The organism is Mycobacterium sp. NGS24, from assembly GCF_059813065.1.
In genome coordinates this window covers 1-15,096 of sequence record NZ_JCALDW010000004.1, presented here as the reverse complement: position 1 = coordinate 15,096, position 15,096 = coordinate 1, and the positions used below count along the sequence as shown (strand labels likewise).

At 64.4% G+C, this 15,096-nt stretch carries 14 protein-coding genes and 3 pseudogenes; 12 read left to right on the top strand and 5 right to left on the bottom strand.

What is annotated here, in order from left to right; genetic code table 11:
- Entirely contained in the window at positions 1–1,491 is a 1,491-nt protein-coding gene (locus tag AC5Y6Y_RS07530; protein WP_473139003.1) for a cytochrome P450, read from the bottom strand.
- Positions 1,492–1,611: 120 nt separating this feature from the next.
- On the opposite strand from AC5Y6Y_RS07530, the gene AC5Y6Y_RS07525 reads away from it, so the two are divergent.
- Both AC5Y6Y_RS07525 and AC5Y6Y_RS07520 read left to right on the top strand, forming a co-directional pair.
- Positions 1,612–2,259, top strand: a complete 648-nt coding sequence (locus AC5Y6Y_RS07525) for a TetR/AcrR family transcriptional regulator (RefSeq protein WP_473139002.1) — start codon at positions 1,612–1,614, stop codon at positions 2,257–2,259.
- Between the two features lie 29 nt (positions 2,260–2,288).
- Positions 2,289–3,161 carry an SDR family oxidoreductase gene (locus tag AC5Y6Y_RS07520; protein ID WP_463827761.1) on the top strand — a complete coding sequence of 291 codons (873 nt, stop codon included), beginning with the start codon at positions 2,289–2,291 and terminating at the stop codon, positions 3,159–3,161.
- On the opposite strand, the gene AC5Y6Y_RS07515 is transcribed toward AC5Y6Y_RS07520, so the two are convergent.
- Positions 3,158–4,198: a DNA polymerase IV gene (locus AC5Y6Y_RS07515; RefSeq protein WP_463827762.1), complete on the bottom strand. Its 1,041-nt coding sequence runs from the start codon at positions 4,196–4,198 to the stop codon at positions 3,158–3,160. The genes AC5Y6Y_RS07520 and AC5Y6Y_RS07515 overlap by 4 nt on opposite strands.
- Before the next feature lie 10 nt (positions 4,199–4,208).
- Complete coding sequence (locus AC5Y6Y_RS07510) at positions 4,209–4,823, bottom strand: TetR/AcrR family transcriptional regulator (protein WP_473139001.1); 615 nt, start codon at positions 4,821–4,823, stop codon at positions 4,209–4,211.
- 52 nt (positions 4,824–4,875) lie between these two features.
- Here AC5Y6Y_RS07510 and AC5Y6Y_RS07505 point away from each other — a divergent pair, with 52 nt between their 5' ends.
- The 8 genes and pseudogenes from AC5Y6Y_RS07505 to AC5Y6Y_RS07470 all read left to right on the top strand — a co-directional run bounded on the left by AC5Y6Y_RS07505 (position 4,876) and on the right by AC5Y6Y_RS07470 (position 12,640).
- Complete coding sequence (locus AC5Y6Y_RS07505) at positions 4,876–5,472, top strand: NAD(P)H-dependent oxidoreductase (RefSeq protein ID WP_473139000.1); 597 nt, start codon at positions 4,876–4,878, stop codon at positions 5,470–5,472.
- A 477-nt stretch (positions 5,473–5,949) separates the two neighbouring features.
- Entirely contained in the window at positions 5,950–6,189 is a 240-nt protein-coding gene (locus AC5Y6Y_RS07500) for a redoxin NrdH (protein WP_463827765.1), read from the top strand.
- A 35-nt stretch (positions 6,190–6,224) separates the two neighbouring features.
- Positions 6,225–6,677, top strand: a complete 453-nt coding sequence (nrdI, locus tag AC5Y6Y_RS07495) for a class Ib ribonucleoside-diphosphate reductase assembly flavoprotein NrdI (RefSeq protein WP_463827766.1) — start codon at positions 6,225–6,227, stop codon at positions 6,675–6,677.
- A pseudogene (locus tag AC5Y6Y_RS07490) lies at positions 6,647–7,207 on the top strand (ribonucleotide reductase N-terminal alpha domain-containing protein); the annotation flags it as partial. The gene nrdI and the pseudogene AC5Y6Y_RS07490, both read left to right, overlap by 31 nt.
- Positions 7,196–8,401, top strand: a pseudogene (locus tag AC5Y6Y_RS07485) (LAGLIDADG family homing endonuclease); the annotation flags it as partial. The pseudogenes AC5Y6Y_RS07490 and AC5Y6Y_RS07485, both read left to right, overlap by 12 nt.
- Before the next feature lie 24 nt (positions 8,402–8,425).
- A pseudogene (gene nrdE / locus AC5Y6Y_RS07480) lies at positions 8,426–10,042 on the top strand (class 1b ribonucleoside-diphosphate reductase subunit alpha); the annotation flags it as partial.
- A gap of 123 nt (positions 10,043–10,165) precedes the next feature.
- Complete coding sequence (locus AC5Y6Y_RS07475) at positions 10,166–10,909, top strand: TetR/AcrR family transcriptional regulator (protein WP_463827767.1); 744 nt, start codon at positions 10,166–10,168, stop codon at positions 10,907–10,909.
- 147 nt (positions 10,910–11,056) lie between these two features.
- Positions 11,057–12,640: a flavin-containing monooxygenase gene (locus AC5Y6Y_RS07470; protein ID WP_473138999.1), complete on the top strand. Its 1,584-nt coding sequence runs from the start codon at positions 11,057–11,059 to the stop codon at positions 12,638–12,640.
- Here AC5Y6Y_RS07470 and AC5Y6Y_RS07465 read toward each other — a convergent pair.
- Entirely contained in the window at positions 12,624–13,163 is a 540-nt protein-coding gene (locus tag AC5Y6Y_RS07465) for a TetR/AcrR family transcriptional regulator (RefSeq protein WP_473138998.1), read from the bottom strand. The genes AC5Y6Y_RS07470 and AC5Y6Y_RS07465 overlap by 17 nt on opposite strands.
- Positions 13,147–13,593 carry an SRPBCC family protein gene (locus AC5Y6Y_RS07460; RefSeq protein ID WP_473138997.1) on the bottom strand — a complete coding sequence of 149 codons (447 nt, stop codon included), beginning with the start codon at positions 13,591–13,593 and terminating at the stop codon, positions 13,147–13,149. The genes AC5Y6Y_RS07465 and AC5Y6Y_RS07460 overlap by 17 nt, the downstream gene beginning before the upstream one ends.
- 83 nt (positions 13,594–13,676) lie before the next feature.
- Here AC5Y6Y_RS07460 and AC5Y6Y_RS07455 point away from each other — a divergent pair, with 83 nt between their 5' ends.
- Together AC5Y6Y_RS07455 and AC5Y6Y_RS07450 are read left to right on the top strand one after the other, a co-directional pair.
- Positions 13,677–14,747, top strand: a complete 1,071-nt coding sequence (locus AC5Y6Y_RS07455; RefSeq protein ID WP_499918001.1) for a YncE family protein — start codon at positions 13,677–13,679, stop codon at positions 14,745–14,747.
- Positions 14,748–14,792: 45 nt separating this feature from the next.
- The coding region (locus tag AC5Y6Y_RS07450) for an alpha/beta fold hydrolase (protein ID WP_499929584.1) at positions 14,793–15,096 on the top strand (304 nt) is incomplete at its 3' end.

Below are 15,096 nucleotides of genomic sequence, written 5' to 3'. Positions count from 1 at the left end.
TCACAGCGGGCGCAGAACGATATGCATTCCGTCCATCGGGACGGGCATGCCGCCGTAGTCCCAGCGCGGCTGGTAGCCGGGGTGGGGAAGTTCCAGGCGGTAACGGCGCAGCAGCCGGTGCAGGATCGTCTTGACCTCGAGCTGGCCGAACACCATCCCGATGCACTTGTGGGCGCCACCGCCGAACGGAGTGAACGCATACCGGTGTCTCTTGTGCTCGTTGCGTGGCTCGGTGAACCGCTCGGGGTCGAATTTCATTGGGTCAGTCCAGAATTCGGGCAGGCGGTGATTCATTCCGGGGAACGCGGTGACGTTGGTGCCCTTGGGCAGGTAGTAACCCAACAGGTCGGTGTCGCGTACGGTCTGGCGCATCGCCCATTGCACGGGCGTCACCAAGCGGATCGACTCGTTGAGCACCAGGTCGAGCGACTCCAGTTTCTCCAGCGACTCGATATCCAGCGGTCCGTCACCGAGCCGGTCGGACTCGTCGCGGCAGCGCTGTTGCCATTCCGGATGTTTGGCCAGGTAGTAGATCATCGTGGTGGCCGTCGAGGTGGACGTATCGTGGGCGGCCATCATCAGGAAGATCATGTGGTTGATGATGTCGTCGTCGGAGAAGCGGTTGCCCTCTTCGTCCTCGGTCTGACACAGCACGCTTAGCAGGTCGTTGCCTTCTTTGCCGCGCTGCTCTTTGACCCGGTCGGCGAAGTAGTTCTCCAGCAGCTCGCGGGCCTTGATGCCCCGCCACCAGGTGAACGGTGGCACCGCGGTTCGGATCACGGCGTTTCCGGCGCGGGTGGTCGTGGTGAACGCCTTATTCACCTTCGTGACGAGTTCGTGGTCGGTGCCGGGTTCGTGGCCCATGAACACCATGGAGGCGATGTCAAGGGTGAGCTCCTTCATCGCCGGGTAGAGCAGGAAGCGCGAGTCGTCGGTGACCCAGTCGTGGGAGACAACCTGCGACACGACCTGATCGATGTGCTCGACGTAACCGACCAGCCGGGAGCGGATGAACGCCTCCTGCATGATCCGGCGATGAAACATGTGCTCTTCGAAATCGAGGAGCATCAGACCGCGACGGAAGAACGGACCGATCACCGGCGTCCAACCCTGCTGCGAGAAGTCCTTGTTGCGGTTGGAGTAGATGGCCTGCGCGGCGTCGGGGCCCAGCGCCACGACGAACGGCATCACCGGTGAGTCGGCGAACACCACCGGGCCCTTGTTCTCGTAGAGGAACATCAGGTAGTCCGGACCGCCACGCAGCATCTCGATCATGTGCCCCAGGATCGGCAGTCCTCGGTCACCGACCACGGGTTGCAGCCCGCTGCCCGGTGGGGGATCGGCGAGCTGTGTCTCCGGAAACTGGACATCTCGCAGCTTGCGTTCGATGAGGCCCATGCCGGGGAAATTATTGAACGACGGCGTCAACCGTCGCTGAGCTTGATCAAGCAAGTACGCGGGGGTGCTGATGGTGGCTCTGCTTGTCACCATTGACATGCTCCTTTACCGGCTGTGGCGGCCGTCACTGTCGTCTATATTTCGGGATGAAGTTGACGCCTGTCAAGTTTTTCTTCGGGGCGGCATGATGCAATGGTCGAGTGGTGATCGACAGTGAATAGCAACGCAGCCGGTCAGGACGACGCCGGCCCCGTCCTGCGCCGGCGCGGCGACAAGCACCGGGTGGCGATCATGCAGGCGGTCCGCGACCTGCTCCAGGAGAGGCCGTTCTCCGAACTCTCGGTCAGCACCATCAGCCTGCGGGCGGGCGTGGCCCGCTCGGGTTTCTACTTCTATTTCGATTCCAAATATTCGGTGCTGGCGCAGATCCTGGCCGAGGCCGCCGAAGAACTCGAGGAGCTCACCCAGTATTTCGCGCCGCGCCAGCCCGGCGAGTCCCCGGAGCAGTTCGCCACCCGGATGGTCGGCAGCGCCGCAGTGGTTTACGCGAACAACGACCCGGTGATGACTGCATGTAATGCGGCGCGCCAGAACGACGTCGAGATCCGCGAGATTCTCGACAAGCAGTTCGAGATGGTGCTTCGTCAGATCGTCGCCGTCGTCGACGCGGAGGTGAAAGCCGGGACTGCGCAGCCCATCAGCGACGACCTTCCGACGCTGATCCGCACCCTGGCAGGGACCACCGCGCTGGTACTGACCGGAGACCCGATCCTGGCCGGGCACGACAATGACGTTGAGCGACGTGTCCGGGTGCTCGAGCAGTTGTGGCTCAACGCGCTGTGGGGCGGACCAGCGCGGTAGTCGCCAGGACCGCCGGTAGGGTCACGTCCATGGGCGATTCCGGAGATTATTTCGCGGGAAAACGGTGTTTTGTCACAGGTGCGGCCAGCGGGATCGGACGCGCCTGCGCACTACGGCTGGCCGCGCACGGCGCAGAGCTGTTCCTGACCGATCGCGACGCGGACGGCCTGGCCCGCACGGTCGCCGATGCCCGGGCCCTCGGGGCACAGGTCCCGGCGTACCGGGTGCTGGACATTTCCGACTATGACCAGGTGGCCGCCTTCTCCGTCGACATCCACACCACGCACGGCAGCATGGACGCGGTGTTCAACATCGCCGGAATCTCGGCGTGGGGGACCGTGGACCGGCTCACGCACGACCAGTGGAGCAAGCTGATCGCGATCAATCTGATGGGGCCGATCCACGTGATCGAGTCGTTCGTTCCACAGATGGTCGCGGCCGGTCGGGGCGGGCACGTGGTGAACGTGTCATCGGCGGCCGGGATCGTCGCACTGCCGTGGCACGCGGCCTACAGCGCCAGTAAGTACGGGCTGCGCGGATTGTCCGAGGTGCTGCGATTCGACCTGGCCAAGCATCGCATCGGGGTGAACGTCGTGGTGCCCGGTGCTGTACAGACGCCGCTGGTCAACACGGTTGAGATCGCCGGCGTGGATCGCGACGACCCGCAGGTCGCGCGCTGGGTCGACCGGTTCAGTGGGCACGCCGTGTCCCCGGAGCGGGCCGCCGAGAAAATCCTGGCCGGCGTGGCTAAGAACCGCTACCTGATCTACACCTCGCCGGACATCCGGGCGCTGTATGCGTTCAAACGGCTCGCGTGGTGGCCCTACAGCGTGGCGATGCGCCAGGTCAACGGCATCTTCACCCGCGCGCTGCGGCCGGGCCCGCCGACCCGGGGTCTTTAGTCCGGCGGCATATCGAGTTCCAGACGCACCCCGAGCAGTCGGACCGGGCGGTCCAGTTCGAACAGGTCCAGGACGCGCAGCGCGGCCGCGATGATCGCGTCGGCGTCCGTGCCGGGCTGATCGAGCTTGCGGATCTTGGTGCGGGTGTAGAACGTCGAGGTACGCACCGTGACCGCGACACGTGTCACGACGCGCGACTCGGCGACCACATCGTGGAGCGTTTGCCGGGCCAATTCCGTTATCGCCGAGTCCATTTCGGACCGCTCGGTGAGGTCCTGCGGGAAAGTGACCACATGACTGCGTGAGCGCGGCACCCAGGGTTCTGCGCTGACCTCGGTATCGCCGCCGCCCTTGGCCAGCAGCAGCAGCCACAGACCGGTGCGCGGCCCGAAGGTCGACGCCAGCAACTCACCGTCGCTGTGAGCCAGCTGCCGTACCGACGTAATCCCGAGGGCGGCAAGCTTTTTCGCAGTCTTTGGGCCAACCCCCCAGAGCGCGTCGACGGGACGGTCGGCCATCAACGTCATCCAATTGTCGTCGACCACCGTGAAAATCCCGGCCGGCTTGGCGAAGCCGGTGGCGATTTTGGCGCGTTGCTTGTTGTCGCTGATGCCGACCGAGCACGACAACCCGGTCTCGGCCAGGATGACGCTGCGAATCTGCGCGGCCACCGCATCGGGGTCGCAAGCCGGGTTCAGACCCACGTAGGCCTCGTCCCAGCCCCATACCTCCACGGGATGTCCCAGATCCCGCAGCAAACCCATCACCTGATCGGACGCCTCGTCGTATGCGGCGGGATCCGACGGGAGAAAGGTGGCGTCCGGGCAGCGCCGGGCCGCGGCGCGCAGCGGCATGCCCGCGTGCACGCCGAATTCGCGCGCCTCATAGGAGGCGCAGGTGACCACCTTGCGTGGTTCGGTCGGGTCGCCACTGCCGCCGACGATCACCGGCAGCCCCACCAGCCCGGGGTGACGACGCAACTCGACCGAGGCCAGGAACTGGTCGAGGTCTACATGCAGGACCCAACGCGCAGGCATCCTCGACCGGTCACCGCCCGCACAGCTTGGCGGCCAGACTCGCCCATGCGTCACCCAAGGTCTGCTCGGTGTGGCCGCCGGCGGTGAGCTGATGTTCGACGTAGTCGACGGCGAGCAGGGCCAGTAGGGCGTCGGTCTGAGCGTTGAGGTCACCGCTGGTGTGTGCTGCCTCCAGCAATACCTGGACGTGCCGGCGCTGCACCGCCGCCGCACCCACCCGGCGGGTGTGGGGGTCGCGGTTGGCGGCCGACAGCAACTCGTGATGGGTGTGGACGAAGCAGATCCGTTCCCGGCCGAAGGCGATCAGCCGTTCCAACGGCGGCGCATCGGGTCCCAGCGGCGGAGGTCCGAACAGGAAAGCCTGCTGGCTGGCCTTCTCGTCCTCGTCGAGCAGCACCATCATCAGGCCGGCCCGGTTGCCGAAGCGCCGGAACACCGTGCCCTTCCCGACGCCGGCCGCAGCGGCAACGTCGTCCATGGTGACCGCGTCGGCACCCCGTTCCCGGACCAGTTGGCGCGCCGCCGCGAGCAGCAGCGCGCGGTTGCGTGCGGCGTCGCTGCGCTCCTGCTGCGGCTGTTGGAGGGCTGTCACCGGCACATCGCCCAGCACCTCGATACCGGTCACCGTTGCAATGCTAGCGCGTCGGGAATGAATCGGACTAAAGTCCGTTTATCTCGTGCAAGGATGTAGACCAGTCAGCGAAGGAGACGACGAAGTGGCAGAGATCAAGATCTTGACCCTGGTCGGCAGCTTGCGCGCGGAATCAATCAACCGCCAGATCGCAAGCTTGGCCGCGCAGGTGGCCCCCGCGGGCGTCACCGTCACCGTGTTCGAGGGGTTGGCCGACGTCCCGTTCTACAACGAGGACATCGACCCCGCGATGGGCGCGGAGGGCGAGGAACACCCGGCGGTCGCTGCGCTGCGCGCCGCCGCCGGCGAGGCCGATGCTGCGCTGGTGGTGACCCCGGAATACAACGGTTCCATTCCCGCGGTCCTGAAGAACGCGATCGACTGGTTGTCCCGGCCGTTCGGCAACGGTGCATTGAAGGGCAAGCCGCTGGCGGTGATCGGCGGGTCGCTGGGCCAGTACGGCGGGGTGTGGGCACACGACGAGACCCGCAAGTCGTTCGGTATCGCCGGGGCGCGCGTCGTGGAGACGATCAAACTCTCGGTGCCCTTCAAAACCCTGGGCGGCAACCCGCCGGCCGCGAACGCGGAGCTGTCGGCCGGCGTCTCCGACGTGGTGGGCAAGCTCGCTGCCGAAGTCAGCTGATTCGACAAACGCTCTAGTCAAAGCCGTCGGCGGGCTGCGTCGGCGGCTTTGCTGACGCAGTGGCTGCGGAGCTGGCGGCCCCTGGTTGTCGGTGGCCACTGATATACCTCTGTGCATGTGCCAGCTCTCTACACCGGCCGCAGAAGTTGTGATTTGCGACACGCCGGCGACACGCCCGACTCAGGCTTACGACCTGCGAATTTCAAGAATGTTGTTTCGAACATCTTGTATCTCTTCGTCGAGTGACCCCCTAGGTGTAGTGTTCCGAGGACCGGCAGATCCCAGGTTCAGCGGGTCCCGACCAGCGAGTGAGGGCACGTTGAACTTCCCGGAATCGGCGTCCGCGGGTCATTCGACCCGGAGTTCGCAACACGGGAATCTGGGGGCCTACCGGGGCGCTGTACATAGTGCCGAAGTGCCACCAACGTCGTTGCCAGTCCCGATTACTTCCCACTTCCGCAAAGGAGCGGTACGCCCATGAGCATCACCGTTTACAGCAAGCCGGCATGCGTGCAGTGCGTCGCCACCTATAAGGCGCTGGACAAGCAAGGCATCGCCTACGAGAAGGTCGACATCAGCCTGGACACCGAGGCCCGCGACTACGTGATGGCGCTGGGCTACCTGCAGGCGCCCGTCGTCGTGGCGGACAACACGCACTGGTCCGGTTTCCGGCCCGACCGCATCAAGGCGCTCGCCGAATCGGCCATGAGCGCGTAGCGATAGACCGTCGAGTAGGAAGGGTTGCGGTTCTCATGGATGTCGCGGGGCGCAACCTGGTGTATTTCTCCTCCGTGTCGGAGAACACCCACCGCTTCGTGCAGAAGCTGGGTGTTCCCGCCACGCGAATCCCGCTGCATGGACGCATAGAGGTCGACGACCCGTATGTGCTGGTGCTGCCGACCTACGGCGGGGGCCGGGCCACGCCGGACATCAACGACGGCGGCTACGTCCCCAAGCAGGTCATTGCGTTTCTGAACAACGAGCACAACCGCTCCCTGATCCGCGGCGTCATCGCCGCGGGCAACAACAACTTCGGTATGGAATTCGCCTACGCCGGCAATGTGGTGTCCCGCAAGTGTGGCGTTCCGTACCTGTACCGCTTCGAACTCATGGGCACCCAGGACGACGTCGACGCCGTCCGTGCGGGCCTGGCTCAATTCTGGAAGGAACAGACGTGCCACCAACCGTCACTGCAGAGCCTGTAACCGCCGGCCCGCACGCGTCGCAGATCAACGAAACGGATTACCACGCGCTCAACGCGATGTTGAATCTGTACGACGCCGACGGCAAGATTCAGTTCGATAAGGACATCCTGGCGGCGCGCCAGTACTTTCTGGAGCACGTCAACCAGAACACCGTTTTCTTCCATAACCAGGACGAGAAACTTGACTACCTGATTCGCGAGAACTATTACGAGCGTGAGGTTCTCGACCAGTATTCGCGCAACTTCGTCAAGACACTGCTGGACCGCGCCTACGCCAAGAAGTTCCGCTTCCCGACGTTCCTGGGTGCATTCAAGTACTACACGTCCTACACGCTGAAGACCTTCGACGGGAAGCGCTACCTGGAGCGTTTCGAGGACCGCGTGGTGATGGTGTCGCTGACCCTGGCCGCGGGTGACACCGCGCTGGCCGAGAAGCTGGTCGACGAGATCATCGACGGACGGTTCCAACCGGCCACACCGACGTTCCTGAATTCAGGGAAAAAGCAACGCGGAGAGCCGGTGTCGTGCTTTCCCGCCGGAACACCAGTAGATACGCCCGACGGTCCACGCGCCATCGAGATGCTGCGGGCAGGCGATCGGGTGCTGTCCCACGACGGATCCTTCTCCGTCGTCGAGTCTCTTATCGAGAATCCGAATGACCAGGCGTTGATCTCGATCTCACACTTCGGGCATAAAGAACCAATCATGTGCACGCCGGAGCATCCGATTCTGGTGTGGACTTCGCGCGATGTGCAGACACTCATTGACGGCGACGGTGCGGACCCGTTCAACGGATTTGTCTGGTTGGCCGCCAAAGACATTCATCCCACCGATTTCATCGTGACGGCAGCTCCGCTGGAGGGACGGCCGCGACGGACCTATGACTTGATGGAGTACGTCGGCGAGGGCGAATACGAAGAAGTCGACGGTCTGATCCGCAAGGTCAACACCGATAAGAAGCATCGCAACAAGCAACGTCATCACATGCGATTCGTCTCGGTGAATCGCTACGTTGAAGAGTCCTACGAACTTGGCCTGCTGCTCGGTTGGTATGTCGCCGAAGGCCACATCTCCAAGCGATCGGGTCCCGCAGGACGGCTTCCCAATGGCATCCACTTCACCATCGGCACGCACGAGCTCGAATACCAGCAACAGCTCGCGGTGGCTTTCAAGCGGGTGTTCGCCACGGATCTTGCCGTCCATCAGAGCTTGTCGGATCAGTCGGTGCGGATGATCTGCAATAGCAAAGTGATTGCGGCGCTGTTCCTTTCGCTGGTTGGCACGGAATATCACCTGAAGCAGTTGTCCCACGACGTTTTAACGGCAGACGAAGAGTTTCAACGTGGATTGCTGGCTGGGTTGTTCCGCGGTGACGGGTGCAGCACCCAGGGCGGCATGGTGCTCGACCTGGTCAATCCGAATCTGGTCGATCAGGTGCAGCTGCTGCTGCGCCGAAACGGGATCATGTCCAGGGTCCGCCAGTACGTCAACCAGTCGGGCAATGTGACCGGTCAGGTGTTTGTGCCCGGACTGCCCGGCACCAACGAGGACTTCATCTTCGACGTCGGCAAGAATCTGTATAACTATGTCGGCCAGAAAGGGACGTCCCGCACGACTTATCAGGTTGTGCTCGGGCGGCACGTGTACGGAATCCGCCATGTACGGCAGACCGAGGACGTTCCCGCGAAGGTCTACAACCTGCATGTCGAGGACACGCACACCTACACGATCCGTGGCACCGTCGTGCACAACTGCTTCCTTCTTCGCATCGAAGACAACATGGAGTCCATTGGGCGCTCCATCAACTCCGCGCTGCAGTTGTCCAAGCGTGGCGGGGGAGTTGCGTTGCTGCTGACCAACATTCGCGAACACGGCGCTCCGATCAAGAACATCGAGAACCAGTCCTCGGGTGTCATCCCGATCATGAAGCTGCTGGAGGACTCCTTCTCCTACGCGAACCAGTTGGGTGCGCGTCAGGGTGCCGGCGCGGTGTACCTCAACGCGCATCACCCCGACATCTACCGCTTCCTGGACACCAAGCGGGAGAACGCCGACGAGAAGATCCGGATCAAGACGCTGAGCCTGGGCGTGGTGATCCCCGACATCACCTTCGAGCTGGCGAAGAAAAACGAGGACATGTACCTGTTCTCGCCGTATGACGTCGAACGGGTCTACGGGCAGGCGTTCGCCGACATCTCGGTGACCGAGAAGTACTACGAGATGGTCGACGACGCCCGCATCCGCAAGACCAAGATCAAGGCGCGCGAGTTCTTCCAGACGCTGGCCGAATTGCAGTTCGAGTCCGGCTACCCGTACATCATGTTCGAGGACACCGTGAATCGCGCCAACCCCATCGAGGGCAAGATCACGCACTCGAACCTGTGCTCGGAGATCCTGCAGGTCTCCACGCCGTCGCTGTTCAACGAAGATCTGTCGTATGCCCATGTGGGCAAAGACATTTCGTGCAACCTAGGTTCGTTGAACATCGCCAAGACGATGGACTCGCCGGACTTCGCCCAAACCATCGAGGTGTCGATCCGGGCGTTGACCGCGGTGAGCGACCAGACCCATATCACCTCGGTGCCGTCCATCGAGCAGGGCAACAACGACTCGCACGCGATCGGGCTGGGGCAGATGAACCTGCACGGGTACCTGGCGCGGGAGGGCATCTACTACGGCTCCGAAGAAGGCATCGACTTCACCAACATCTACTTCTATTCGGTGCTCTACCACGCGCTACGGGCCTCGAACCGGATTGCGATCGAACGTGGAACGCACTTCAAGGGATTCGAGAAGTCCAAGTACGCCTCGGGCGAGTTCTTCGACAAGTACACCGAGCAGGTGTGGGAGCCGCAGACCGAAAAGGTGCGCCAGCTCTTCGCCGACGCCGGCATCCGCATCCCCAACCAGGACGACTGGAAACGGCTCAAGGAGTCGGTGCAGCAGCACGGCATCTACAACCAGAACCTGCAGGCCGTCCCGCCCACCGGGTCGATCTCCTACATCAACCACTCGACGTCGTCGATCCACCCGATCGTGTCGCGGGTGGAGATCCGCAAGGAAGGCAAGATCGGCCGCGTCTACTACCCGGCGCCGTACATGACCAACGACAACCTGGAGTATTACCAGGACGCGTATGAGATCGGCTACGAGAAGATCATCGACACCTACGCCGCGGCCACCCAGCACGTGGACCAGGGATTGTCGCTGACGCTGTTCTTCAAGGACACCGCCACCACGCGTGATGTGAACAAGGCGCAGATCTACGCCTGGCGTAAAGGCATCAAGACGCTGTATTACATCCGGCTGCGGCAGATGGCGCTGGAAGGCACTGAGGTGGAGGGTTGCGTCAGTTGCATGTTGTGACGCCGGCGCAGAGCGTGCGGTTCACGACGTAATGCCGGTGTGTCCCGTCGCCCGGTGCACGCTCGCCGGCGGGAACGTCGAGTCTGCCCAGGTCAACCGAGGCCACGCGGTAAAGTGCTGGACGTGGTGAGAGTGCCTCGACCATCGTTGCCGCACCCCGGCCCGAAGCCGGCGGTGAAAGTCGACGCGCGCAGCGAGCGTTGGCGCGAACACCGCAAGAAGGTGCGCAGCGAAATCGTCGAGGCGGCCTTCCGCGCCATCGACCGCCTGGGCCCCGAGCTCAGCGTGCGGGAGATCGCCGAGGAGGCCGGCACTGCCAAGCCGAAGATCTACCGGCATTTCGCCGACAAGTCCGACCTCTTCCTGGCCATCGGTGAGCGCCTGCGCGACATGCTCTGGGCGGCGATCTTCCCGTCCATCAACCTGGCCACCGACTCGGCGCGACAGGTCATCCACCGCGCCGTCGAGGAGTTCGTCAGCCTGCTCGACCAGCACCCCAACGTAATGCGGGTGTTCATCCAAGGCGGTTCCAGCGCGCAATCGAAGGCGACGGTGCGCACCCTCAACGAAGGCCGCGAGATCACGCTGACCATCGCCGAGATGTTCAACGACGAACTGCGGGACATGGAACTCAATAAGGCGGCGATGGAACTCGCCGCGTTCTCCGCGTTCGGTTGCGCGGCGTCGGCCACCGAATGGTGGCTGGGTCCCGAGCCGGACAGCCCGCGGTCGATGACGCGCGAGCAGTTCGTCGCGCAATTGACCACCATCATGATGGGCATCATCGTGGGCACCGCCGAAACCATGGGCATCGCGATGGACCCCGACCAGCCAATACACGCGGCACTGCCCGCGGCCCTTCCGTGAGCCGGCTCGCGCCGACGTTGACATCGCGGTAGCGATCGACAAGACTCGAAATACCCGATACCCCGGGTACTGGGTATCTGCGGTTCGCCGTTGACCGAGTCGATCCGGCTGGTTTCGGGCAGACCACAACAGGAAAGATCAATAACCATGACCGACGTCGTGACCCCGGCAGTAGACGAATCCGGCAAACCCAAGTCCGACAAGCCGCCCGTGCACACCCGTGTCGTCATCATCGGCACCGGCTTCTCCGGGCTGGGCATGGCGATCGCGCTGCAAAAGCAAGGCGTGGATTTCGTGATCCTGGAGAAGGCCGACGACATCGGTGGCACCTGGCGGGACAACACTTACCCCGGCTGCGCCTGCGACATCCCGTCGCACCTGTACTCGTTCTCCTTCGAACCCAAGCCGGACTGGAAGAACCCGTTCTCCTTCCAGCCCGAGATCCTGGACTACCTCAAGGGCGTCACCGAGAAGTACGGACTGCGTCGCCACATCGAGTTCAACGCGCTGGTCGACCGCGGCCACTGGGACGACGACGAGTACCGCTGGCATGTCTTCACCGCCGACGGGCGGGAATACGTTGCGCAGTTCCTGGTGTCGGGGGCCGGGGCGCTGCACATCCCGTCCTTCCCCAACATCGACGGCCGCGACGAATTCATCGGCGCCTCTTTCCATTCCGCGGAGTGGGATCACAGCGTCGACATCACCGGCAAGCGGGTCGCGATCATCGGCACCGGCGCCAGCGCGATCCAGATCGTGCCCGAGATCGTCGGGGACGTCGCCGAACTTCAGCTCTACCAGCGCACCCCACCGTGGGTGGTGCCGCGCTCCAACCCAGAAATTCCGAAGGCGTTGCGCGCCGCGATGCAGAATGTGCCGGGGCTGCGCGCGCTGGTGCGCCTGGCCATCTACTGGGGACAGGAGTCGCTGGCGATCGGGATGACCAAGCGGCCCAATGTGCTGAAATTCATTGAGGCGTACTGCAAATGGAACGTCTTCCGATCGGTGCGCGACCGCGAACTGCGCCGCAAACTGATCCCGAACTACCGCATCGGGTGCAAGCGCATCCTGAATTCGTCCACCTACTACGCCGCGCTGTCCAGCCCGAACGCCGAAGTGATCACCGAGGGAATCGCGCGCATCACTCCCGACGGGATCGTCACCGAAGACGGCCGGGAACGAAAAGTAGACGTGATTGTGTACGCCACCGGCTTTCACGTCACCGACTCCTACACCTACGTCGACATCAAGGGTCAGCATGGGGAGGATCTGGTGGACCGGTGGAACCGCGAGGGGATCGGCGCGCATCGCGGCGTGACCGTCGCCGACGTGCCGAACCTGTTCTTCCTGCTGGGCCCCAACACCGGGCTGGGCCACAACTCGGTGGTCTTCATGATCGAGTCGCAGATCCGCTACGTGGCCGATGCAATCGCCACCTGCGACAAGAAGGGTGCCCAGGCGCTGGCCCCCACTCGGGAAGCGCAGGACCGGTTCAACGATGAGCTGCAGGAGAAGCTGACCCACTCGGTGTGGAACACCGGAGGTTGCGCCAGCTGGTATCTGGATGAGCACGGCAAGAACACCGTGTTGTGGGGCGGTTACACCTGGCAGTATTGGCGGGCCACCCGGTCGGTGAAACCGGAGGAGTACCAGTTCCTCGGCGTGGGCAAGGGCGGCGCGGGCAAGGGCAGGGGCAAAGACGCCCGCCGCGCCCTCAGGGCAGCCGGCTGAGCAGGTCCCCGAAGGCCTGCGCGGCCGCGTCGACGCCGTCTTCGTCGTCGGTGGCGACGAGATCCAGCAACAAGCCGCGGATGACGGCCAGACCGAGACGGGCCATGGCGGGCTGCTCGGCAGCCGGGTCCACCTCGGTCAGCCAGCCGTGTACCGCGTCGGGAATCATTGGCGCGAAAGGCTTTTCGCCCTGGGCGGCGCGCGAGTAGCACTCGAAGAACAAGCGTTCCAGCCGTCGTAGCTCGGGCCGGCGAACGTCGGCCCACATCGCCGCGAAACCCGCGGCGGGACTGCTTGTCGGCAGACCCGGCAGCACGCCCTTTTGCCGCCGTTCCACCTCCTCGACCACGCAGACCAGCATATTTTCCCGAGAACCGAAGTGGTGCAGCAACATTCGATGACTGGTGCCGACGGCTGCGGCGACGTCGCGCAGGGACCGGTCACCAACTCCGTGTGCCGCGAATTCCTCGACCAGCGCCTCCAGTAGCTCGCCGCGCCGGTGCAGGTCAGGCGTGCGGGCCATGCGCGCGGCTGCGCTCCTCGGCCCGACGTTTGAGACCGGTGGCCTCCATATCGAGATAGCGCCTGGTCAGCCTGGCCATCAAGCGGCCGACCAAGGCGCCGAACACACCTCGCTGATCGATCTGCTGGCGCACCAGGGTGCCGCCGCCGGGTCGGGGGACGACGGCATGGCGAGCGGCGGCGACCGCGCCGGGGGCACGTTGCTCCCAGGTCCAGGACACGCCGGGATCGATTTCAGTCACCTGCCAGACGAGTTTGGCCATCCGCGGTTGTTTGATCGCAAACCGGCTGCCGACCGCGAGGCCAGGTCCGTCCAGCCCGACCAGGGAGGTCACCGAATCGGTCCAGTCGGGCCAGCGTTCGACGTCGCTGAACACGTCCCAGACGATTTCCGGGGACGCATCGATCTCGACACTGTGTTCGGTAAACATGTACCAAATGGTACACGCTCTGCTGGGTAGTGCCCAGGCCGGCAGGCCGTGTTGGTCCGCCCGGCAGCGGGTACTACCCGCAGGTGATCCGAAAGCTTTGCGCCGGTTTGGCTTTGCTCATGGTGGCGGCTTGCGGGCACAGCAGCGTCGCCCCGCCGTCCACGGGCATGACCACCACCGGCCTCCTGCCGGCCGGGGTCCCCACCGAAGGCAGCCGGCCGCCGGCTGCAAAGCTGCCGACCGCAGCCGAACCGCTGCGCGCACCCCCGGTCGCACCGGATGCCCCCATCGGACGCACCATCCCGGTGGGGCACACGGCCGAGGGCATTGTGGTGGACGCCTCGACGCGCACCGTCGCGGTAGCCACCAGCGATCCGAACCAGCTGGTGCTGCTCAACGCGGACTCCGGCGAGATCACCGGCCGAATTCCGTTGCCGGGCAGAGTTCGTCATCTCCAGTTGGCGGCCGCGGGCGGTCCGGTGCTGGTGCCGGTCGAGTCGGCCGACGCGTTGGTCCGCGTCGACCTGCCGCTGGGGCCGGCGCACGCGCCGATCCGCACCGGGACCGAACCACACGATGCCACCGCGGCGGCCAATGGGACCGTCTTCGTCGCCAACGAACTGGGCGGGACGATCGCGGTCCTGCGTGGTGAGCAGATCGTGAAAATCTTCACCGACAGTGTCCAACCGGCGGGCGCTGCCGCGGTCGGCACCGCGGTCGGGGTGCTGGACGTGCGCAAGAACGACCTCACCGTCTACGACGCCGACCGGCTGACCATCGCCGGATCCACCCCGGCCGGTGCCGGACCGACTCACCTGGTCGCCGACCGGCATGGACGCATGATCGCGACCGATACCCGCGGCAACGCAATCCGGGTATTCACCCCGCTGCCGACGCCGCGCCAGGTGGCCGGCATCGACCAACCCGGCGGCCCCTACGGGATCGCCTACGACTGGTCGCGGGACCGACTCTGGGTGGCGTCGTCGGGCACCAACGAAGTCGTCGGCTACGACATGAGCACAACGAACCCCGTTGTGGTGCAACGATTTCCGACTGTGCAGAATCCGTACAGCCTGGCCGTCGACGCGGCCACCGGCCGATTGTTCGTCGCCGGGGCGTCCGGTGGCGTCATGCAGATCATCGACTCGGGTTGAACGGCCCGGGGCGGGGTACGCCAGACGGGTCGAGGGGAGGCGACCATGACGATCGACGGATCGACGATGAACTTCGTGCGCCGCGGGTCAGGGCAACCGCTGCTGCTGGTCCACGGCCTCGGATCCAGTTGGCGCAACTGGGAATCCGTGCTGCCGCAGCTGTCGGTGCAACGCGAGGTCATCGCGTTGGACCTGCCCGGATTCGGCGACAGCCCACCGCTGGCGGGGGAGACGACCATCGCGTCGCTGACCGATGCGGTGCAGGCCTTCATCGCCGCGCACGAGCTGGGGGACATCGACGTCGTCGGCAGTTCCATGGGTGCGCGAATGGTGCTGGAAATGGCCCGTC

Coding starts and splice junctions, on each gene's coding strand:
- nrdI (WP_463827766.1), top strand. CDS start 6,225: ATGGATGTCGCGGGGCGCAACCTGGTGTATTTCTCCTCCGTGTCGGAG.
- AC5Y6Y_RS07500 (WP_463827765.1), top strand. CDS start 5,950: ATGAGCATCACCGTTTACAGCAAGCCGGCATGCGTGCAGTGCGTCGCC.
- AC5Y6Y_RS07530 (WP_473139003.1), bottom strand. CDS start 1,491: ATGGTGACAAGCAGAGCCACCATCAGCACCCCCGCGTACTTGCTTGAT.
- AC5Y6Y_RS07460 (WP_473138997.1), bottom strand. CDS start 13,593: ATGTTTACCGAACACAGTGTCGAGATCGATGCGTCCCCGGAAATCGTC.
- AC5Y6Y_RS07520 (WP_463827761.1), top strand. CDS start 2,289: ATGGGCGATTCCGGAGATTATTTCGCGGGAAAACGGTGTTTTGTCACA.
- AC5Y6Y_RS07470 (WP_473138999.1), top strand. CDS start 11,057: ATGACCGACGTCGTGACCCCGGCAGTAGACGAATCCGGCAAACCCAAG.
- AC5Y6Y_RS07515 (WP_463827762.1), bottom strand. CDS start 4,198: ATGCCTGCGCGTTGGGTCCTGCATGTAGACCTCGACCAGTTCCTGGCC.
- AC5Y6Y_RS07465 (WP_473138998.1), bottom strand. CDS start 13,163: ATGGCCCGCACGCCTGACCTGCACCGGCGCGGCGAGCTACTGGAGGCG.